The organism is Agrobacterium sp. 22117, assembly GCF_052045735.1.
In the GTDB taxonomy this organism is placed as follows: domain Bacteria; phylum Pseudomonadota; class Alphaproteobacteria; order Rhizobiales; family Rhizobiaceae; genus Agrobacterium; species Agrobacterium cavarae.
The window spans coordinates 398,824-418,523 of record NZ_JBQEPP010000004.1 but is presented as its reverse complement, the minus strand read 5'-3'; the positions used below and the strand labels follow the sequence as shown (position 1 = coordinate 418,523).

Sequence of the window (19,700 nt, the reverse complement as noted above, 5' to 3'; positions counted from 1 at the left end):
GCATCGCCCCCGATGAACTACCGGCACATCTACCACGCAGGCAACTTTGCCGATGTTCTCAAACATGCGGTCCTGGCCCGGCTCGTTCGCTATCTGCAGAACAAGGACAAGGCGTTTCGCGTGCTTGATACGCATGCCGGCATAGGCCTGTATGACCTCTCGTCCGAAGAGGCGCAGAAGACGGGCGAATGGCAGACCGGCATCGGCAAGCTTCTGGAAGCCGATCTTCCGGCAGAGGTCGCGGAACTGATGGAGCCTTATCTCTCAGCCATTCGGGAATTGAACCCGGAGGGCGGGCTCAAATACTATCCAGGCTCTCCAAAGCTTGCCCGGATGCTGTTCCGCCCCCAGGATCGTCTTTCAGCCATGGAGTTGCACCCGGACGATTTTCGCGCACTCTCACGCCTCTTCGAAGGCGACTATCAGGCGCGCGTTACCGAACTCGATGGCTGGCTTTCGCTTGGCGCGCATCTGCCGCCGAAGGAAAAGCGCGGCCTCGTTCTGGTCGATCCCCCCTTCGAGAAAGAAAACGAATATGAGCGCCTGGCGGACGGTCTGCACAAGGCCTATCGCCGCTTTGCCACCGGAACCTATTGCCTGTGGTATCCGCTGAAGAAGAATGCACCGATCAAGGACTTCCACGAGCGCCTGCAATCCTATGAGATTCCCAAAATGCTTTGCACCGAGCTATCGGTCAGAAGTGACCGGCTGGAGGGTTTGAGCGGATCCGGCCTTATCATCGTCAACCCGCCCTACACGCTGAAGGACGAGTTGCACGCGATGCTGCCCGTGCTGAAGGCGATCATGGCGCAGGACCGATACGCGTCACATCGCGCCTTCTGGCTGCGCGGCGAAGAGTAAGAACGGCTACTTCTGCTGTAGCCGCCTCTCCTCCCGCTCGGCCGCCGCCAGCTGGGAGCGTTCGAAAAACAGGATGATGAACAGGCCGATGACGAAGGGGATGATCAGGTAGAACAGGCGGAAGACGAGAAGTGCGGCGATGACGTCTGCGGGGTTCATATCCGGCAGACCCATGACGAAAACGAGCTCGAGCACGCCAAGCCCGCCCGGCGCATGCGAAATCAGTGCGGCGGAAAATGAAATCAGGAAAATCCCCAGGATCACCATGAAGCCTGGATTGCCAAGCTCGGGCAGTGCAAAATAGATGATACCGGCCGCGCCGATCAATTCGATCGGGCCTATGACCAACTGCTGAACAACCAGTTTCGGCACCGGGTAGAACAGCGTGAAGGAGCCGATCTTGAGCGGCCTCAGCTTCATCAGACTTCCGAAAACGTAAAGCGCGACGATGGCAAGCAGCAGGATTCCTGTGGTGCGCGAGGCTTCCACCGGCAAAACATCGACAAAACGCTCGGTGATATCCGGCTCATAAACCAGGATGAAGCCGATCAGCATCAGCGTGCCGATGACGAAGGTGAAGGAGCAAAGCGCAACGAGAACGCCGACTTCCGCAGCACTCAACCCTTTGGAGGTGTAGGCGCGGTAACGCACCACGGCACCGGAAAACACGGACGCGCCGACATTATGGGATAGGGCATAGGTGGTAAACGAGGTCAAGGTGATGAACCACCAGCCGACCTTGCGCTTCAGATGCTGCAGTGCGATTCGGTCGTATCCGGCAAGAGCGGCATAGGCGACCAGCGTGCAGAGCCCCGACATCATCCAGTGATGCATGCTGATGGCGCTGAGGCTGTCCCAGACGTCATCGAGCGAGAGATGGCGCAATTCCTTATAGAGCAGCCACACCGAAAAGCAGATCGTCGCAATCCCGATGACGGGCCAGAGATACTTTTTCATTTTCATGCGGACATGCCCAGGCTCGATCCTCCCTCCGGCAAGGCGTGATGCCGGATTCGACAAGCTTATTCGTTATACTAACTCCGGTTCAACACGAAGGATGCCGGAGAGATGATTTTTCGGTGGTCTGTTTGCCATAGGCAGAAGATGGTATAAAACCCGAAGCCTGTTCAACAAATCGTCATCCTTGCCAGAAAGACAGCGCCCTCGATGAAACAGTATTTCGGTTTTATCGCACTCGGCGCACTGTCATTGGCAGCGGCTGGCTGGGTGTTTCTGGGCCAACCCCAGCCGGCGTCCGGTCCTGCGACCCAGCAAACCGCACCCCCCTCAGTGCCAAGCGCACAAGACACAGCTAAAACCTCGGAAACAGGCTTCGATTTCTACGTCCTGTCGCTCTCCTGGTCTCCAGCATTCTGTGCCAGTGACGCCGGACGCAACAGCCGGCAGCAATGCGGCTCGGATCGAAAGTTCGGTTTCGTGGTTCATGGTCTCTGGCCTCAGAATGACCAAGGCTATCCGGAATTCTGCGGCGCGGACAAAAACGAGCGCGTGCCTGACAACCTTGGACGAAGCATGTTCGACATCATGCCGTCCATGGGGCTGATCGGCCACCAGTGGCGCAAGCATGGCAGTTGCAGTGGCCTGACGCAGAAACAATATTTCGACAAGACACGTGATGCCTATGACCGCATCAAGATACCTGCCGACCTCTCAACCGGGGATCAGAGCAAGCGGCTTTCCGCCGACGCTATCGAATCCGCTTTTGTGGATGCCAATCCTGGCATGACAAAGAGTGGCATCGCTATCAGCTGCGAAGGTCCGCGACTGGAGGAGGTGCGGATCTGCCTGTCCAAGACCTTGTCCTTCCGCGATTGCCCTGAGGTCGATCGCCAGGGCTGCCGGTCGAATGCCGCAGAGATCATTCCCATCCGATAGTGAAACAGGAAAAACCAATGGAACTGCTTTATGCTCCTGCCTCCCCCTATTCCGCCAAGGTGCGCATGGCGGCGCGCTATCTGGATATCGGCATCACCGATGTTCGCGTCGATACCAATGCCGAACCCGCTACGTTGATCGACAACAATCCGCTGGGCAAGATCCCCGTGCTGCTGCATGAGGGTGGCTCGGTCTACGACAGTGTCGCGATCATGCATTATCTCGATCGCTTGTCTGGCGGAAAGCTCTACCCGAAAAAGCATGCCAAGCGCACCGAGGCCGAAATCCTCGAAGCACTTTGCGACGGTGTGACGGATTGCCTGCTGGCGATCGTTTACGAAAAGCGCTTCCGCCCGGAAGAGAAGGTTCACCAGGAGTGGATCGACAAGCAATGGCGCAAGGTGGTGAAGGCGCTTGATTTCCTGAACGACAATCTGCCGAAGACCGGCAAGAAGCTGAATGGGGGCCACTTCGCCCTTGCTGCGATGATCGGCTATCTCGATTTGCGCTTCAGTGGACAGTGGGCGGATGGCCGCAAGCGGCTCGCGGACTGGCCGGAAAAATTCGGCAAGAAGTTCAAGCAGTATACGGAACTGAAATCCGCCGCCTGATCGCCGAATTTTACTCGATGTGGAAACAGAAAAGCCGGGGAGAACCCCGGCTTTTCCGCATACTGTCTGGCAGATTAGAACTTGACGCCGATACCAGCCTTGACGCTGTGGTCGTCGAAGCCGCGCGAGACGTTGCCACCGTTGATGGCGAAGTCCTTGTCCTGGTAATCGGTGTAACGATACTCAAGACGTGCCGTGATGTTGTCGGTGACGAGAGCTTCGACACCGGCACCAACCGTGTAGCCGAGAGCCGTCTTGTCGTCCTTGCTGCCGGTTGCAGTGTCACGAATTTCGTTGTTCGAAACTGCAAGACCACCCGTACCGTAGATCAGGAAGGGGTTCATGTCGTAACCGACGCGAGCGCGCAGCGAGCCGTTCAGCTTCTGCTTGCCTTCGAGGGTGCCGCCAGCGGAGCCCTTCTCATCGCCATAAGCGAGATCGGCTTCACCACCGTAAACGATCTGGCCGTTCTGCCAGTTGTAACCACCATAGAGGCCACCGCCGAAACCGTCAGCGTCGCGACCGTTGTTGCTGCCGCTGAAACGACCCCAGTCGTAGTTCACGGTACCACCGAGATATGCGCCAGACCAATCCTTGATCGGTGCGGGCTGCTCAACTGCGACCGGCGCCTGCGGAACTTCATTTACCGCATCGGCTGCCTGTGCTGCCGAGAAAGCTGCCGCGGCCATGGTAGAAGCCAAAAGTGTTGCAACGATAGTACGCATGCCATTCTCCTTTTCAAACCCGCGGGGGCACTCAAACACTCGGTCCCAACGCGGTACAAAACAGTTAGTTCCCTGCCCGTCTGGAAATGCAAAATGATGGGGGAATGAGGAAATCACAGAGCCAAAATGTGAATTGATTGAGGCACAGCCGTGACAGAAATTGGACGTTGCCAAAAGGACACAGAAATCTATTAAGGATAATGGATCGTTAATTTAAGCAAAGCGCGTTTTTACTTGTGTTTACATGAAATTAAGCTGGCAAAACTTGTGCCTGATAAATCTGTATAACGCCATTCGGATGTGGGCAAACCTCATGGTTTCGATTTATATCTACAGGTAAATGTGGAATAAGCAGAGCACGAGTCCGCTTTGACAGAGACTATACCGAAGACCGTCTTGATCACGGGTGCAGCGCGCCGCATCGGCAAAGCCATCGCCGATTATCTTGCTTGCGAAGGGTTTGCGGTGGCGATCCACGCACGTTCTTCTTTGGCCGAAGCCGAAGAGTTCGCTAACGATTTACGGCAAAAAGGTGGCAAGGCGGTCGTCTTACAGGCCGACCTCATGGATTGCGCCTCCACCGCCGAATTGATGGAAAAGGCAACAAAAGCCCTTGGACCTGTGGGGGTTCTCGTCAACAACGCCTCTGTTTTTCATAAAGACGAGGCCGAAAATTTTGACGCCGAGACCTTCGACGCGCATTTTGCCGTGCATGTGCGTGCGCCGTCCATCCTTTCAGCCGCATTTGCAAAGCAACTGCCGCAGGAGCATTCCGGCCTGATCGTCAACATTATCGACCAACGCGTGTTGGCGCTCAATCCGCGCTTCTATTCCTACACATTGTCCAAGGCAGCGCTTTGGGCCGCAACGCAGACACTCGCGCAAAGTTTTGCGCCACGCATCCGGGTCAACGCCATCGGCCCTGGCCCAACGTTTAAAAATGAGAGACAGAGCCCCGAGGACTTTCAGGCGCAGGTCGACGCCCTTATATTGAAGAGAGGTCCGAAGCCCGATGAGTTCGGGCGGACGATTCGCTTTCTTTACGATACCCCCTCGATGACCGGCCAGATGATCGCACTCGACGGGGGACAGCATCTTGGCTGGGAAACCCCGGACGTGGCGGAGATTAATGAATGAACGGAAAGAAGCTGCCGGATGGCGGTGTTCTCTTCGATGAAACCGACGACGATGAAGACGATGTTGCACTTTCCACCGCCGATGTCGCCGTGGAGCGGGACAGCGCCGGCATCGACTGGAACGCCGGCTGGAAGAACGAGTCCGGCCTGAAGGGCATGGATCTGATTGGCGAATTCGTCAAACACCTGCCCAACAATCCCGGCGTCTATCGCATGTTCAACGAGGCTGGCGACGTTCTTTATGTCGGCAAGGCGCGCTCGCTGAAGAAGCGTGTCAGCAACTACGCCCAAGGCCGTGTGCATTCCAACCGCATCGGCCAGATGGTGCGGCTGACGACTCATATGGAGTTCGTCACCACCCGCACCGAAACGGAAGCGCTGCTGCTGGAAGCCAACCTCATCAAGCGCTTCCGCCCACGCTTCAACGTGCTGTTGCGCGATGACAAGTCGTTTCCTTATATTCTGATCACGGCCGACAATCGAGCGCCGGCGATCTTCAAGCATCGCGGTGCAAGAGCGCGCAAGGGCGCCTATTTCGGTCCCTTCGCCTCTGCCGGTGCGGTCGGTCGAACCATCAATTCGCTGCAGCGCGCCTTCCTGATCCGTACCTGCACCGACAGCGTGTTCGAGAGCCGCACACGGCCTTGCCTGCTCTATCAAATCAAGCGCTGTTCAGGCCCTTGCACCCATGAGGTCAGCGACGAGGCCTATGCAGAGCTCGTGCAGGAAGCCAAGGACTTCCTTTCCGGCAAAAGCCAGAGCGTGAAGTCGACGATTGCCCGGCAGATGAACGAGGCCTCGGAAGATCTCGATTTCGAGCGCGCCGCGATCTATCGCGATCGTCTTGCCGCGCTCTCGCACGTTCAGAGTCACCAGGGCATCAACCCTGCCGGGATTGATGAGGCTGACGTCTTCGCCATCCATCACGAAGGTGGCGTGTCGTGCATTCAGGTCTTCTTCTTCCGCACCGGCCAGAACTGGGGCAACCGCGCTTACTTCCCCAAGGCCGACCCGTCGCTTCCTGGCTCGGAAATTCTCAATGCTTTCCTGGCACAGTTCTACGATGACAAGCCGGTGCCGAGGCAGATTCTTTTGTCTGAAACTGTGGACGAACAGGAATTGCTGGCTGCAGCCTTTAGCGAAAAGGCCGGTCACAAGGTCGTCCTTTCGGTGCCGCAGCGCGGCGAAAAAAAGGACATTGTCGATCATGTGCTGGGCAATGCTCGCGAAGCCCATGGCCGCAAGCTCGCCGAGACCTCGTCTCAAGCGCGCCTGCTGAAAGGCTTCGCCGAGACCTTCGGTATGCCTTACATCCCGCGCCGCATCGAGATCTACGATAACTCCCACATCATGGGCACCAATGCGGTGGGCGGCATGGTGGTGGCAGGGCCGGACGGCTTTGTTAAAAACCAGTATCGCAAATTCAACATCAAATCGACGGACATCACCCCCGGCGACGACTTCGGCATGATGCGCGAGGTGATGACGCGTCGTTTTTCCCGCCTGCTGAAAGAAGAAGGCAGGCCCGACCGCAGCCAGCCTGTGTCTCCGGAAGATGCCGCAGATATGCCGTTTCCGGCCTGGCCCGATGTAATCCTGATCGACGGCGGTCAAGGCCAGATGTCAGCGGTACGTGCCATTCTCGATGAACTCGGCATTCGTGACTGCGTCACCGCGATTGGCGTTGCCAAGGGTGTCGACCGCGATGCCGGTCGCGAGCGCTTCTTCACCGATACGCGCAGCGACTTTTCGCTGCCACCGCGCGATCCCGTTCTTTACTTCGTGCAGCGCCTGCGCGACGAAGCGCACCGCTTTGCCATCGGCTCGCATCGGGCGCGGCGCAAGAAGGAGATGATCAAGAATCCTCTCGATGAAGTGAGCGGCATCGGACCAGGGAGAAAGCGCGCCCTTCTGCAGCATTTCGGCACGGCGAAAGCCGTGTCGCGTGCAGCGCTCAGCGATCTGATGGCTGTGGGCGGCATTTCAGAAACTGTCGCAAAACAGATATACAATCACTTCCATGAGAGCGGCCGCGAGTGACGCGGCGGCTTTTGCCGCCGCCCGCTAAAAAAACACAAAGAGGTGTTGACGCTTCAACCGCAGGGCGTCATCAACGCTCTGATATCGATAGACAGGTTTTCCATGGCTTCGCGCGCATACAACATCCCGAATCTCCTGACCTACGGCCGCATTCTGGCCGTACCGGTCATCGTTTTGTGTTTCTTCGTCGAAGGAAAACTCGAAAGTTCGGATTTCGCGCGATGGACCGCGCTCTGGCTGTTCATCATCGCCTCCATCACCGATTTCCTCGATGGCTATCTGGCGCGCATCTGGAACCAGACCTCCAATATCGGCCGCATGCTCGACCCCATCGCCGACAAGCTCTTGATCGCCTCGATCCTGCTGCTTCTGGCAGCCGACGGCACGATTGCAGGCTGGTCGCTCTGGGCAGCGATTACCATCCTTTGCCGTGAAATTCTCGTTTCGGGCCTACGCGAATATCTCGCAGCGCTGAAGGTGTCCGTGCCTGTGACGCGGATTGCAAAGTGGAAAACCACGATCCAGATGGTGGCCATCGCTTTCCTTCTGGCCGGACCGGCGGGCGACACGATCCTGCCCTACACCACCGAGATCGGCATCGGCCTTCTGTGGATCGCCGCAGCGCTGACGATCTATACCGGCTATGACTACTTCAAGGCTGGCCTGCGCCACATCGTGGATGAAGAGTGATGACCCATATCGTTTATTTCGCCTGGGTGCGCGAAAAGATCGGTAAATCGGAGGAGGATATCGACCTTCCCGCTGAAGTGAAGACGGCGCGCGAACTGATCCTTTACCTGAAAGGTCTTGGCGAAGAATACGAGGCGGCCTTCGAATATCCGAATGTCATTCGCGTCGCGGTCAATCAGGAGCATATCGAGCATCACGAAAGCATCGTCGGCGCGCGGGAGATCGGCATTTTCCCGCCCATGACCGGTGGCTGACCGATGGGCGTGACCCCGACCATCCGCGTTCAGGCGGAAGACTTCGACCCTGCCGCAGAAGCCAGGCTCTTGACGCGAGATGACGCAGGGATTGGTGCTGTTGTCACCTTCACCGGTCTCTGCCGTGATGAAGGCGGCGCCCTTTCTGCGCTGGAGCTCGAGCATTATCCGGGCATGGCAGAGGCGGAAATGACGCGGATCGCCAGGCTTGCCATCGAGCGCTTCGACCTTCGTGGCCTGACTGCGATCCATCGCTATGGCAAGATCGCCACCGGGGACAATATCGTCCTCGTCATCGCCGCCTCATCCCACCGCCAAGCCGCCTTCGATGGCGCGAACTTCGTCATGGACTATTTGAAGACCGCCGCTCCCTTCTGGAAGAAGGAGCACGGGACGGATGGGACTGCGGGCGGTTGGGTATCGGCTAAAGATGCCGATGATAGCGCCAAGGAAAAGTGGCGCTGAGGCTCTCGATCGTCTCCATGTAACCACATGAACGGTCTCAGACTTCGCCGAAGTGAAGCCAGAGACACCGTCGCTGGTTGGTTTTGAGCTGCTCCCTACTTCGCAACCCTCAGCAAGCGCAACGCATTCATGGTGACAAGTACCGTGGCGCCGGTATCGGCAAGGATTGCTGGCCACAGACCGGTGACACCGATGATGGTGGTGACGAGGAAGATGGCCTTCAGACCAAGCGAGATCGCAATGTTCTGATAAATATTGCGCATCGTCCGCTTGGAAAGATCGATCATTCGGGCGACATCGCCGACGCGCCCATGCAGGATGGCGGCGTCGGCCGTTTCCAACGCCACATCCGTTCCGCCACCCATCGCAATGCCGACATCGGCAGCGGCAAGTGCCGGCGCATCGTTGATGCCGTCGCCCACCTTGCCGACGACGAGACCCTGCTGCTTGAGTTCACCAACGATACGCTGCTTGTCCTCCGGCAGAAGGTCTGCGCGCACCTCGATGCCGAGCGTCTTGCCGATAGCGCTTGCCGTGCGGGCATTATCCCCCGTCAGCATCACGACCCTGACACCCGCATCCTTCAGCGCCTTCAAACCGTCAGCGGCATCCGCACGCGGCTCATCGCGCATGGCAATCGCACCGGCCAGTCTGCCATCCACCACGAGGACCGAAACCGTCTTGCCTTCATTACTCAGCGCACTGATCGCGGTCTGATCCGCCGTGGGAATATCCACCAACCCCGAGGCCGCTTTCGCCGAGCCAAGAAAGACCGACTGCCCTTCCACGGTGGCCGACACGCCCTTGCCGCCAAGCGCCTTGGCATCGCTGACCGCTGGAAGGGCGATCTGGTTCTCCGTGGCCCTTTCCAAGATCGCGATAGCAAGCGGATGGCTGGAGCCCGTCTCAAGCGCTGCTGCCAGACGAAGGGTCTCGGGTTCCGACAACGCGAAAGATACAATATCGGTGACCTTCGGCTTGCCTTCCGTCAGCGTGCCCGTCTTGTCGAGCGCCACCGCCGTCAGACGACCGAGCCCTTCCAATACAGCGCCTCCCTTCAACAACAAGCCTCTGCGTGCGCCTGCCGAAAGCGAGGCGGCGATGGCGGCGGGGGTGGAGATGACCAGCGCGCATGGGCAGCCGATCAGCAGAATGGCAAGGCCCTTATAGATCCATTCATCCCAGTTCGCCCCCCAGAGAAGCGGCGGCACAAGCGCAACCAGCGCGGCAACGACCACGACGCCTGGCGTGTAATATTTCGAGAAGCGATCGATGAAGCGCTCGGTCGGCGCCTTGCTTTCCTGCGCCTCCTCAACCAGCTTCACCACGCGCGAAATCGTGTTGTCGGCTGCGGCCGCCGTAACGCGGACCCGCAATGCAGCGTCACCGTTGACAGTGCCAGCAAACACGCTGTCGCCAGCGCTCTTTTGAGTAGGTACGCTCTCCCCCGTCACCGGCGCTTCGTTGATCGCGCTTTCGCCGGACACGATGACGCCGTCTGCCGATATGCGATCACCCGGACGAACAAGAATGATGGCGCCGATCTCAAGGCTTTCGGCCGGCACCTCGCTGGTTTTGCCCGCCTCTTCTAACAGTGCGGTCTTCGGAACGAGGGCGGCGAGCGACTTGATGCTGTCACGTGCCTTGCCAGCGGCCACGCCCTCCAGCAACTCGCCCACCAAAAACAGGAAGACGACGGCAGCGGCTTCTTCCGTCGCGTTGATGGCCAAGGCGCCAACGGCCGCAATGGTCATCAGCATTTCGATAGAGAAGGGCGTGCCGGCGAGCGCTGCCATGATGGCCCGGCGCGCAATCGGCACCAGGCCCACCAGCATGGCGATGGCGAAGGCATAAAACTGGATGGACGGCACAAGGTGGCCGATCACATAGGCCACCACCAGGGCGGCGCCGGCCAACAGCGTTGCACGCCCCTTCTTGCTTTTCCACCAGGGGCCGTCACTCGGCTCATGGTCATGGCCATGCAATCCCTCGACCGCGGCGGCACGGTCGCCTCGGTCCTGTTTGCCATGTTCGTGGCTATCGTGGTCGTGGGCATCGTGATCGTTGGCCGGGCTGGAATGCGTGTGGCTGTCGCCATTCGCATGGTCATGCGCATGACCCCCACAGCAGGCCCCACCATGGTTCGCCGATGTCTGGTTATCGACGTGGCGCCCAGCCAATCGCTCGACCGAATAGCCAAGGCCCCGAACCTTCTTTCCTATGGCATCGAGATCGCTCGTCTGATCGTGACGGATGCTCATCGTTCCCGCAGTGACGGAGACCGACACGTCTTCCACGCCCGGCATGCGCCGAACGGCAGTGTCGATCTTGCTGGCGCAAGAGGCGCAATCCATGCCGCCAACCCGAAATCTGGTCTGTAAATCCGTGCTCATCTCGTCGGTCCTCATTTTGCTGAACACGTCTTACGACCTCTAGCCACTAGAGCTACAAGACCAAAATGAGATTTCTCGCAAAATTCAACGCGGCATGTGCTGCATATAAATTGGTGAAGGGAACGGAAGAGATTTGATCCGGCCTTTCGCTTCCGCCATTTTTCGCTAGATTGTTTGGTGATCAGACTATCGGCATATCCTCCCTCCCGCCGATATGCCGAGAGAGAGCGATGCCCAGCCAGTCAACCGGACTTCTTTACGCCCTTGGGGCGTTTTCGATATTTGCCGTGCAGGATGGCATTTCCAAGCATCTCGGCCAGTACTACCCGCCGGTCTTTGTCGTGATGCTGCGCTACTGGGCCTTTGCGGTCTTCGCCGTGATTCTGGCCGCACGCTCTCACGATGGCCTGAAAGCCACGATGCGCTCCAAGCGGCTGTTGCTGCAGATCAGCCGTGGCGTGCTGCTTGCCGCGCAGATTGTTCTTTCGATTTTCTCCTTCAAGCTCGTGGGCCTGGCGCACACGCACTCCATCTTCGCCTGCATCCCGTTGATCGTCGCGGCACTTTCCGTGCCGATGCTGGGGGAAAAGGTCGGCTGGCGGCGCTGGTGCGCCATTCTGGTCGGCTTCATCGGCGTGCTGATCATCATCAACCCCGGCGAAACGGGCTTCGATCTGACCTTCCTGTTGACCTTCGTCGCCGCCTTCATGCTGGCGCTCTACGGTGTGATGACCAGGCTTGCCAGCCGCACCGATACAGCCATGACCAGCTTCTTTTACACCGGCGTTGCTGGCGCCGCAGCGCTGACGCTGGTCGGTCCCTTTTACTGGGTCAACATGGCTGCGCATGATTGGCTGTGGATGCTGGCGCTTTGCATCACCGGCATGAGCGGCCATTACCTTTTGATCCGCGCTTTCGAGCTGGCGGATGCGGCCTCGGTGCAGCCCTTCTCCTACTACCAGCTCGTGCTGGTCTCGATCGTCGGCGTCACGATCTATGGGGAAGTGCTGACCGCCCATATGGTTTTTGGCGCGGCGATCGTCATCGCAGCCGGCCTCTTCACCATTTGGCGCGAGCAACTCACAGCCAGAAGACGCCGACTTCAAGGACTATGAAAGCGCAGGCTGCCTCTGTGTGTCGGCAGCAGACATCGCCGCCTCGCATCGAAGCAGCATGCCATAAAGATCGCGCGGCTCGTCGGGATCGGCGAGAAGATCGAGTTCTTCGAAGAGACCCGTTTCCATCAGCTTGGAACGCACATAGCGCAGCGCTGAAAAATCCTCGATGGCAAAGCCGACACTGTCGAACAGCGTGATCTGCCGCTCGCTCGTGCGACCCACCGTCTTGCCCGCCATGACCTGCCACAGCTCGATGACCGGATGATCGGCATCCAGCTGCTGGATCTCCCCTTCGATCCGCGTCTGCGGCGGGTATTCCACGAAGATATCCGAGCGCAGCAGGATATCGCGGTGCAACTCCGTCTTGCCGGGACAATCACCACCAATCGCATTGATATGGACACCTGGGCCGACCATGTTGTCGGTCAGGATCGTGGCATATTGCTTGTCTGCGGTGACGGTGGTGATGATGTCTGCACCTTCGACAGCCTGCTCGGCGCTGTCGCAGATCGTGATCGAAAAACCGAGCCCGCGTAGGTTTGCCTCGCATTTACGGCTTGCCAACGGATCGATATCGTAAAGCCGCAGGTGATCGACGCCGAGAATTGCCTTGAACGCGCGGGCCTGGAACTCGCTCTGCGCACCGTTGCCGATGATCGCCATGGAGCGCGCATCCGCCCGGGCCAGATGTTTTGCCGCAACGGCAGAGGTGGCGGCGGTTCTAAGTGCTGTCAGGATCGTCATTTCGGACAGCAGCATCGGGTAGCCATTGCCGACATCGGACAGAACGCCGAAAGCCGTCACCGTCTGCCGGCCGTCGCGCGTATTTTTGGGATGCCCGTTGACATATTTGAAGCCGTAAAGCGTACCGTCGCTCGTCGGCATCAACTCGATCACCCCTTCCTGCGAGTGGGAGGCGACCCGCGGCGTCTTGTCGAAGGACTCCCAGCGCAGAAAATCCTCTTCGACAACGTCCGCAAGCTCGCGAAGAAAAGTGTCGATGCCAACGTTCAGCACCAGCTTCATCATATGATCGACGCTGACGAAGGGAACGATATTCAGTTTCGCAATGGCTGTCATGGTCAGTTCCTCCTCAACCTGCTCGTGTCGGACGGTCGAGAACGCGCTTGCCCATCAGGCTTGCGGTCAAATCCACCATCAGGGTCGCGGTGCGCCCACGTTCATCCAGAAACGGGTTCAACTCCACCAGATCGAGGCTGCTGACGAGACCGCTGTCATGCAGCATCTCCATCACCAGATGCGCCTCACGGAAAGAGGCGCCCCCCGGCACCGTCGTGCCGACAGCTGGCGCAATCGACGGATCGAGGAAATCGACATCGAAGCTGACATGCAGCAGCCCATTGGCCGCCTCGACCTTCGCCAGGAACTCCCGCAGCAGCGCGGCCACGCCATGCTCATCGATCATGCGCATGTCATGCACGGTGATCCCGGAATCCTTTAGCGCCGCACGCTCTGCCGGATCGACGCTTCGAATGCCGATCATGCAGACATTGTTCGGATCGACAGGATGCGAAAGCGGCGGGAAGTAACCTGCAAAGCCACGTCTCCCCGTGTAATAGGCGACCGGGGTGCCATGCAAATTACCGCTCTTCGTCGTCTCAAGCGTGTGAAAATCAGTGTGGGCGTCCAGCCAAAGCACGAAAAGTGGTCGCTCCTGCTCGGCAGCCCGGCGCGACAGCCCGGCAACCGTGCCGGCGGAGAGAGCGTGGTCACCGCCAAGGAAGATCGGCATGGCATTTGCACTTTCGAGATAGGCTGTCTCGATCAAGGCCTCGGTCCAGGCGACCGTTTCGGGAAGGTGATGCACCGCCGCGTTCGGATGCTGGAGATCGCGAAAAGGCGCCGGCGACACGTTACCGAGATCGCTGACATGATGCCCCAACTCTTCAAGCGCTACCTTCAGCCCCGCGACCCGAAGAGCGCTGGGCCCCATCTCGCATCCGAGCTGCCCTGCCCCAATCTGCAGCGGAACACCGATCAACTTGCAGTCCATCATGTCGTCTCCAGTTCCCGATTTTTGATCATGAAACCACACTAAGATGGCAGATTGAATAGTACTGATTGGCAAGTTTCCTGATTAGGCTTATCATTCTGATCAATAGTCCTGCCAAAATGGTTTGCCATGGATCAACTTGACGAAAAGCTCATCACGCTTCTGCGCCACAACGGACGACGAAGCATATCGGATCTGGCAATTGAAACCGGCGCCTCCCGCGCTACGATCCGCACGCGCATGGAGAAGCTGGAGCACAACGGCACGATCATCGGCTACACCGTTATCCTGCGCGCAGACGCGGTAGAAAACGCAATACGCGGCATCATGATGATCGAGATCGAAGGCCACGTCACCGACCGCGTCATCCGCGCCCTCGGCGGCATTTCGGAGGTTTCCGAAATCCACTCCACCAACGGCCGCTGGGACCTGATCGTCGAACTGAGCGCCGCAACGCTCACCGAGTTCGACGCAGTTCTCCGCCGCATCCGCCTCGTCCCTGGCATCACCGGCAGCGAAACCAGCCTGATCCTCTCGACACAGAGATCCACCAAAGCAAGGCTTTGACCTGAACCGAAAAACAAGCTTTGGAAAAAATGCATTTTTCAGCTTGCATAGCCAACCAAATCATCTATATGACGACCCACCAAACGAAAGCGCCCGGCGCTTCTCGGATTGGGGAATAGTTCAATGGTAGAACAGCGGACTCTGACTCCGTCGATCTTGGTTCGAATCCAGGTTCCCCAGCCAATTCTCCCTAAAATGTCTTAATTCCTTGATTTTCCAGTCGTGCCGGATATCGTTTTGGCATCATTGGCGACCTGATGCCCAGAACTGTAGCCCACAGGTGATGCCCACGCGCAATAGGCGCGCCGGCATCTCAGGTGGCAGGCAAGGGCAAAACCTCATGGCGATCCGCCACGACGTCGAGAATCTCACCCGCCGCGGCAACATCTTCTATTGGCGTGCGCGCGTCCCAAGCGCCTTCGTGAAATGCCAACCAGGCAGCCGGCTTTCATTGAGCCTTCACTGTTCTGATCATAAGAAAGCGCAGGCGATCGGCCGCAAGCTGAACATGCTGGTCGCCGAACTGATATTGCATTGGAAAAAGACCACGCTTACGTTGAGGCAGGTATTGTCGTCCGCTATCTGCTTCATCGCGGACTTCTTGCAATGAGGCCGACCGTTTGCCGTCTATCCAGAGGTGTACCTCACATTGGTCCGATGTCGATAGCTACTTCTCCGTCCCCGTAAACCCTTCCGGGACATCGCCGCGGAAATTGACGGGCGTATCTGTGTACTCACCGATATAGTCGGTTTCGACATTTGCCACTATGGAAGAAGACAAGGGAGCCAGGAGAACCAGGCCGCTTTTAGCCTAATCAAGAAGGCCGGTGCCCTGAATGCTCGCTCATGTGGCCGGGTTGCCGATCATCCGCAGGTGTCGGATCTCGACCGGCTTTGCCAGCAGTCTGTCTATCTGCGATAGAAGCGGTACGAGATGCGGCATTTTCATGTGCTGGTCGAGATGCCCTTGGCTTCTCCAGTTCTCGTAGAAAACGAAGACACAGTCATCTGCCGCATCCACATGGAAGTCGTAGTTGATGCAGCCGCCTTCCGCCCGTGTCGGGGCTACCTGACGACTTAGAATAGCCTGTAGCTCATCCCGGTATTCGGGGCGAGCCGTTACGGTTCCGATAATGGTAACGGTCATGATGCCGACTTCTTCTGGCTGAGGGCGACGGCCAGGATGATGATGCCGCCGCGGGCGATCAACTGCTGGCTGAATTCCAGACCCATCAGAATGAGGCCGTTGTTGATAAGCCCGATCATCAAGGCCCCGACAATGGTACCGACCACGGTACCCTTCCCGCCGAACAGGCTGGTGCCGCCAAGCACCGCCGCTGCGATGACCGAGAGTTCGTCACCCTCGCCAAGCTGGAAGCGGCCTGATTGCAGACGCCCTGCATACAGCATGCCTGCCAGAGCCGCTGCACAGGACGACATTACCAGAACCTTGAATTTGATGTTGCGGGTATCGATACCGGAATAGCGTGCAGCGGTTTCGCCGCCGCCGGTCGCGAGCACACGGCGACCAAATCCTGTGCGCCGCAGCACCATATGGCCGATGACGCCAAGCACGAGCATCCACACCAGCAGCACGGGAATCCGACCAAGATTGCCACCGCCGAACAGCCACGAATAGCCGGGCGAAAGGATCGGAACCGCAGCGGTCGCGGAAATCCACATGGCGACGCCCTTGGCGATGCCCATCATCGCCAGCGTCGTGAGAAAGGATGGAATGCCGATGCGCGTGGTCAGCCAGCCGTTGAAGGACCCGACCGCTAGACCTGTGGCAATCCCTGCCAGCACGCCTGCAAAAGGTCCGCCGACGGCTATCGCCATGGCGACGGTCACCGTCGTCAGGCCTGCCACCGCGCCGACCGAGAGATCGATCTCGCCCGCCGACAGCACGAAGGTGATGGCTATTGCCATGACAGCGATCATCGCCGTCTGGCGCACGATGTTGAGCAGATTGTTGGCTGTCAGGAAGCCCTTGTCGTTCAGCGTCACCGCGAACACGACGAAGATGGCGATGAAGCCGATATAGATGATGTTCTGGCGCCAGTTGGCGGCGAAAGCCTTAAGCATTGATCGTCTCCTGGGCTGCGAGCGCCCGCTGTATTTCGGTCTGGAGCTTTTGCTCCGCTGCCTGCAGGCGATGCGCCGGGTCGTCCACCGCCACTGCCGGATCGTCAAAAGCCTCGCGAGGAAGGTCCGAGTAAACGCGTCCATCCGCCATGACGAGAATGCGGTCGCAAGCGGTCAGCAGTTCCGAAAGCTCCGAGGAGATCATGATGATGGCCTTGCCGGAGGCGGCAAGATCCCGCACCAGACGAATGATCTCCGACTTCGAGCCGATGTCGATTCCGGCTGTCGGTTCGTCGAGAATGAGTATGTCGGGATCTGTGGCCAGCCACTTGCCGATCACCACCTTCTGCTGGTTGCCGCCTGATAGCGTGGCCACGGCGTGGTCGCGGCTCGCTGTTTTGATCGAAAGCCGCGCAATCTGCCTGTCCGTGAGGTCGACCACGGCCTTGCGGTTGACCACACCGGCACGCGACAGCCGTTCGATGACCGCGAGCACCATGTTCGATGCCACCGAATGCGCAGGAATGATGCCCTGGGTGGCCCGCGCCTCTGGAACCAGCGCCACGCCGTTGTCGATCGCATCGCCGGGCTTACGGATCGAGACCTCCCTGCCCTTGATGCTGATCATGCCGCTTGCAGCAGGATCGATACCGGCGAGCAGCCGCGCGAGCGAAGACCGTCCAGAACCCAGAAGCCCGGCCAGGCCGAGGACTTCGCCGGCGTGCAGCGCGAAGGACACATGCTCAGGCTTGTGCGCACCGCTGAGATTGCTGACCTCCAGCAGGACCTTTCCCCTGACGTAAGAGCCTCGCACGACGTCCGAAAGTCCTTTCGAGCGCTTGCCGACGATATGCTCGATCATGGTGTCGATCGGTAGCTCGGAAAGCGGCGCGGTGACGACGTGCCGGCCGTCACGCAGAATGGTCGCGCGGTCGGCGATGCGGGCGATCTCGTCCATGCGGTGGCTGACATAGATGATTGCGACACCCTCGGCCTTCAGCTTTTGAAGGAAGACAAATAGGCGTTCGACGTCGGAGACCGCGAGCGCCGTCGAGGGCTCGTCCAAAACGAGAACCTTCGCATCCTGCGAAATCGCCTTGGCGATCTCGGTTAACTGCTTCTGGCCAGCACCGAGATCGCCGACCAGGGCGCGGGGATCGACCGAGACCTCAAGCCGCGCAAAAAGTTCAGCGGCGCGGCGCTCCGCGTCCGCATCGTCGATCAATCCGGTGCCGGTGCGGCTTTCACGCGTCAGGAACACGTTCTGCGCCACCGTCAGCGTCGGGATAAGGCTCATTTCCTGGTAGTTCATGGCAATGCCGGCGTCACGTGATTCTTCCGGCGTGTGAGCCGTCAATGCGCGTCCGGCGACGACGATCGTGCCCTGATCAGGCCGATGAACTCCGTTCAGTATCTTCAGGATCGTGGATTTGCCAGCGCCGTTGCCGCCCAACAGGGCATGAACCTCGCCGGGCAACACCTCGAGATCGACGCCTTCAAGGGCGCGGACGCCCCCGAAGGATTTCGAAATGCCTGTCATCCGAACGGCTGCGGCGCTGTCGTTCATCCCACCTTCTCCCATACACCCGACTCACCGGAGCGGATGAAAGCATCCGCGACAAGTTCGGTCAGCAGGCCGTCTTCAAAATTGGGGCTCGGCTGCTTGCCCTTCGCGATCGCCTGGAAGAAGTCGTAGCACTCGACGATCTTCGTTTCCGAATATCCGATGCCAAGGCCGGGGATCGGCCAGAGACCGCCACCATAGGGGTGCGCCGGACCGGTATACACGGTGCGGAAGCCGCGCGCATCAGCCGGGTCGTCCGCAAACATGACCTGCAACTCGTCACGGCGTTCGTAGTTGAAGTGGATCGAGCCCTTTGTACCGTGGATTTCGAGCGTGATGAAATTGTTGCGCCCATAGGCATTGCGGGTCGCCTCAAGGCTACCGATCGCACCATTGGCAAATTTCAGCATGGATACGACTTCGTCGTCCACATCCACGTCGCCACGTTCAGCGTCGGCCGCTTTTTCCGCCGCACCAAGTTTGTCGATACCGCCCTGTTGAAGCGGACGGGTCTTGTTGTAGGTCGTGGTCAGCGCGATGACCTCCGCAATCGGCCCTACCAGATAGTGCGCGAGATCGACCACATGGGTGCCGATATCGCCGACCGCGCCCGAGCCTGCGATCTTCTTCTGGAAGCGCCAGGAAAGCGGTGAATCCGGATCCGCCGACCAGTCCTGCAGATAGGTGCCACGGAAATTGAGGATGCGACCGATCCGACCCTCATCGATGTACTTCTTCGCCAGAGCAACGGCTGGGGTGCGACGGTAGTTGAAGGCCACCATGTTGATCACGCCGGCTTGTTTGACCGCTTCGGCCATGGCGCGAGCTTCTTCCACGGTGCGAGCCAACGGCTTCTCGCAGATGATATGCTTGCCGGCCTTTGCCGCCTCTATGGCGATCTCAGCATGGACATTGTTCGGCGTGCAGATATCGACAACGTCAACATCCGGCCGGTTGACCGTGGCGCGCCAATCCGAGGAAGCTTCCTCGAAACCGAAGCGTTGGCGGGCATCCTCGGCCATGCCGTCGGTCACATCCACTATCACCTTGCGGTGCGGGATCGCCGGAGCCGGCCAAAAGAACATCGGCATAGCGGCATAGGCCATGGCATGCGCCTTGCCCATGAAGCCGCCGCCAATCATGGCGACGTTCATCACTTTCGTCATCGAGGTATCTCCTAATTTGGTGCAGCGATACGCTGCTCAACATGCCGGTGGGATCAGCGATCGCCTTACCGGGGCTCTCCTGGCGCGGCGCGGATTTTCCGCACCGCGCGCTGTA

General features: G+C 58.9%; 20 protein-coding genes and 1 tRNA gene. 12 read left to right on the top strand and 9 right to left on the bottom strand.

Features of this window, described 5'->3' with window-relative positions; all coding sequences use genetic code 11:
• Window positions 1-12 precede the first annotated feature (12 nt).
• Window positions 13-861 carry a 23S rRNA (adenine(2030)-N(6))-methyltransferase RlmJ gene (locus ACTJKV_RS13965; protein ID WP_113175871.1) on the top strand — a complete coding sequence of 283 codons (849 nt, stop codon included), beginning with the start codon at window positions 13-15 and terminating at the stop codon, window positions 859-861.
• A 6-nt stretch (window positions 862-867) separates the two neighbouring features.
• Here ACTJKV_RS13965 and ACTJKV_RS13960 read toward each other — a convergent pair whose 3' ends face one another.
• Window positions 868-1,824 (bottom strand): lysylphosphatidylglycerol synthase domain-containing protein, encoded by a 957-nt coding sequence (locus ACTJKV_RS13960; RefSeq protein ID WP_112953136.1) that lies wholly within the window; start codon window positions 1,822-1,824, stop codon window positions 868-870.
• Window positions 1,825-2,028: 204 nt separating this feature from the next.
• Here ACTJKV_RS13960 and ACTJKV_RS13955 point away from each other — a divergent pair, with 204 nt between their 5' ends.
• Together ACTJKV_RS13955 and ACTJKV_RS13950 are read left to right on the top strand one after the other, a co-directional pair.
• Window positions 2,029-2,757, top strand: coding sequence for a ribonuclease T2 family protein (locus ACTJKV_RS13955; RefSeq protein ID WP_440598889.1), 729 nt, complete (start codon window positions 2,029-2,031; stop codon window positions 2,755-2,757).
• Window positions 2,758-2,774: 17 nt separating this feature from the next.
• Window positions 2,775-3,368 carry a glutathione S-transferase family protein gene (locus tag ACTJKV_RS13950; RefSeq protein ID WP_440598888.1) on the top strand — a complete coding sequence of 198 codons (594 nt, stop codon included), beginning with the start codon at window positions 2,775-2,777 and terminating at the stop codon, window positions 3,366-3,368.
• A gap of 74 nt (window positions 3,369-3,442) precedes the next feature.
• Here the strand turns inward: ACTJKV_RS13950 and ACTJKV_RS13945 are convergent, their stop codons facing one another.
• Window positions 3,443-4,093 carry an outer membrane protein gene (locus ACTJKV_RS13945; protein WP_062445385.1) on the bottom strand — a complete coding sequence of 217 codons (651 nt, stop codon included), beginning with the start codon at window positions 4,091-4,093 and terminating at the stop codon, window positions 3,443-3,445.
• Window positions 4,094-4,462: 369 nt separating this feature from the next.
• On the opposite strand from ACTJKV_RS13945, the gene ACTJKV_RS13940 reads away from it, so the two are divergent.
• The 5 genes from ACTJKV_RS13940 to ACTJKV_RS13920 all read left to right on the top strand — a co-directional run bounded on the left by ACTJKV_RS13940 (window position 4,463) and on the right by ACTJKV_RS13920 (window position 8,678).
• Entirely contained in the window at window positions 4,463-5,230 is a 768-nt protein-coding gene (locus tag ACTJKV_RS13940; protein ID WP_113227170.1) for an SDR family oxidoreductase, read from the top strand.
• A complete protein-coding gene (gene uvrC, locus ACTJKV_RS13935) occupies window positions 5,227-7,269 on the top strand; it encodes an excinuclease ABC subunit UvrC (RefSeq protein WP_162739600.1) in 2,043 nt (680 codons plus the stop codon). The genes ACTJKV_RS13940 and uvrC overlap by 4 nt, the downstream gene beginning before the upstream one ends.
• A gap of 102 nt (window positions 7,270-7,371) precedes the next feature.
• Window positions 7,372-7,959, top strand: coding sequence for a CDP-diacylglycerol--glycerol-3-phosphate 3-phosphatidyltransferase (gene pgsA / locus ACTJKV_RS13930; protein ID WP_062427575.1), 588 nt, complete (start codon window positions 7,372-7,374; stop codon window positions 7,957-7,959).
• Window positions 7,959-8,213: a molybdopterin converting factor subunit 1 gene (moaD, locus tag ACTJKV_RS13925; RefSeq protein WP_153310789.1), complete on the top strand. Its 255-nt coding sequence runs from the start codon at window positions 7,959-7,961 to the stop codon at window positions 8,211-8,213. Before pgsA ends, moaD begins: the two co-directional genes overlap by 1 nt.
• Before the next feature lie 3 nt (window positions 8,214-8,216).
• Window positions 8,217-8,678, top strand: coding sequence for a molybdenum cofactor biosynthesis protein MoaE (locus ACTJKV_RS13920; protein WP_440598887.1), 462 nt, complete (start codon window positions 8,217-8,219; stop codon window positions 8,676-8,678).
• A 95-nt stretch (window positions 8,679-8,773) separates the two neighbouring features.
• Here ACTJKV_RS13920 and ACTJKV_RS13915 read toward each other — a convergent pair whose 3' ends face one another.
• A complete protein-coding gene (locus tag ACTJKV_RS13915) occupies window positions 8,774-11,071 on the bottom strand; it encodes a heavy metal translocating P-type ATPase (RefSeq protein WP_440598886.1) in 2,298 nt (765 codons plus the stop codon).
• A 230-nt stretch (window positions 11,072-11,301) separates the two neighbouring features.
• Between ACTJKV_RS13915 and ACTJKV_RS13910 the strand changes: the two genes are divergently transcribed.
• Window positions 11,302-12,186 (top strand): DMT family transporter, encoded by an 885-nt coding sequence (locus ACTJKV_RS13910; RefSeq protein WP_440598885.1) that lies wholly within the window; start codon window positions 11,302-11,304, stop codon window positions 12,184-12,186.
• Here ACTJKV_RS13910 and ACTJKV_RS13905 read toward each other — a convergent pair.
• Both ACTJKV_RS13905 and rocF read right to left on the bottom strand, forming a co-directional pair.
• Window positions 12,181-13,269: an ornithine cyclodeaminase gene (locus ACTJKV_RS13905; RefSeq protein WP_440598884.1), complete on the bottom strand. Its 1,089-nt coding sequence runs from the start codon at window positions 13,267-13,269 to the stop codon at window positions 12,181-12,183. The two genes, ACTJKV_RS13910 and ACTJKV_RS13905, sit on opposite strands and share 6 nt — an antisense overlap.
• 13 nt (window positions 13,270-13,282) lie before the next feature.
• Window positions 13,283-14,203, bottom strand: a complete 921-nt coding sequence (rocF, locus tag ACTJKV_RS13900) for an arginase (protein ID WP_440598883.1) — start codon at window positions 14,201-14,203, stop codon at window positions 13,283-13,285.
• Window positions 14,204-14,332: 129 nt separating this feature from the next.
• On the opposite strand from rocF, the gene ACTJKV_RS13895 reads away from it, so the two are divergent.
• The 3 genes from ACTJKV_RS13895 (at window position 14,333) to ACTJKV_RS13885 (ending at window position 15,380) form a co-directional block, all read left to right on the top strand.
• Window positions 14,333-14,770, top strand: a complete 438-nt coding sequence (locus tag ACTJKV_RS13895; protein WP_112953152.1) for an Lrp/AsnC family transcriptional regulator — start codon at window positions 14,333-14,335, stop codon at window positions 14,768-14,770.
• A gap of 109 nt (window positions 14,771-14,879) precedes the next feature.
• Window positions 14,880-14,953, top strand: a tRNA-Gln gene (locus ACTJKV_RS13890).
• A 157-nt stretch (window positions 14,954-15,110) separates the two neighbouring features.
• Window positions 15,111-15,380, top strand: a complete 270-nt coding sequence (locus ACTJKV_RS13885) for a DUF6538 domain-containing protein (RefSeq protein WP_236769483.1) — start codon at window positions 15,111-15,113, stop codon at window positions 15,378-15,380.
• Between the two features lie 234 nt (window positions 15,381-15,614).
• Here the strand turns inward: ACTJKV_RS13885 and ACTJKV_RS13880 are convergent, their stop codons facing one another.
• Genes ACTJKV_RS13880 through ACTJKV_RS13865 form a run of 4 tightly spaced genes read right to left on the bottom strand, consistent with a single transcriptional unit; the run spans window position 15,615 to window position 19,585 of the window.
• On the bottom strand, window positions 15,615-15,917 hold the full coding sequence (locus tag ACTJKV_RS13880) for an antibiotic biosynthesis monooxygenase (protein ID WP_113179965.1): 303 nt from the start codon (window positions 15,915-15,917) through the stop codon (window positions 15,615-15,617).
• Window positions 15,914-16,855: an ABC transporter permease gene (locus ACTJKV_RS13875; RefSeq protein ID WP_112953155.1), complete on the bottom strand. Its 942-nt coding sequence runs from the start codon at window positions 16,853-16,855 to the stop codon at window positions 15,914-15,916. The genes ACTJKV_RS13880 and ACTJKV_RS13875 overlap by 4 nt, the downstream gene beginning before the upstream one ends.
• Window positions 16,848-18,422 (bottom strand): sugar ABC transporter ATP-binding protein, encoded by a 1,575-nt coding sequence (locus ACTJKV_RS13870; protein WP_313590783.1) that lies wholly within the window; start codon window positions 18,420-18,422, stop codon window positions 16,848-16,850. The genes ACTJKV_RS13875 and ACTJKV_RS13870 overlap by 8 nt, the downstream gene beginning before the upstream one ends.
• Window positions 18,419-19,585, bottom strand: a complete 1,167-nt coding sequence (locus ACTJKV_RS13865; RefSeq protein WP_112953159.1) for a Gfo/Idh/MocA family protein — start codon at window positions 19,583-19,585, stop codon at window positions 18,419-18,421. The genes ACTJKV_RS13870 and ACTJKV_RS13865 overlap by 4 nt, the downstream gene beginning before the upstream one ends.
• Window positions 19,586-19,700: the final 115 nt, after the last annotated feature.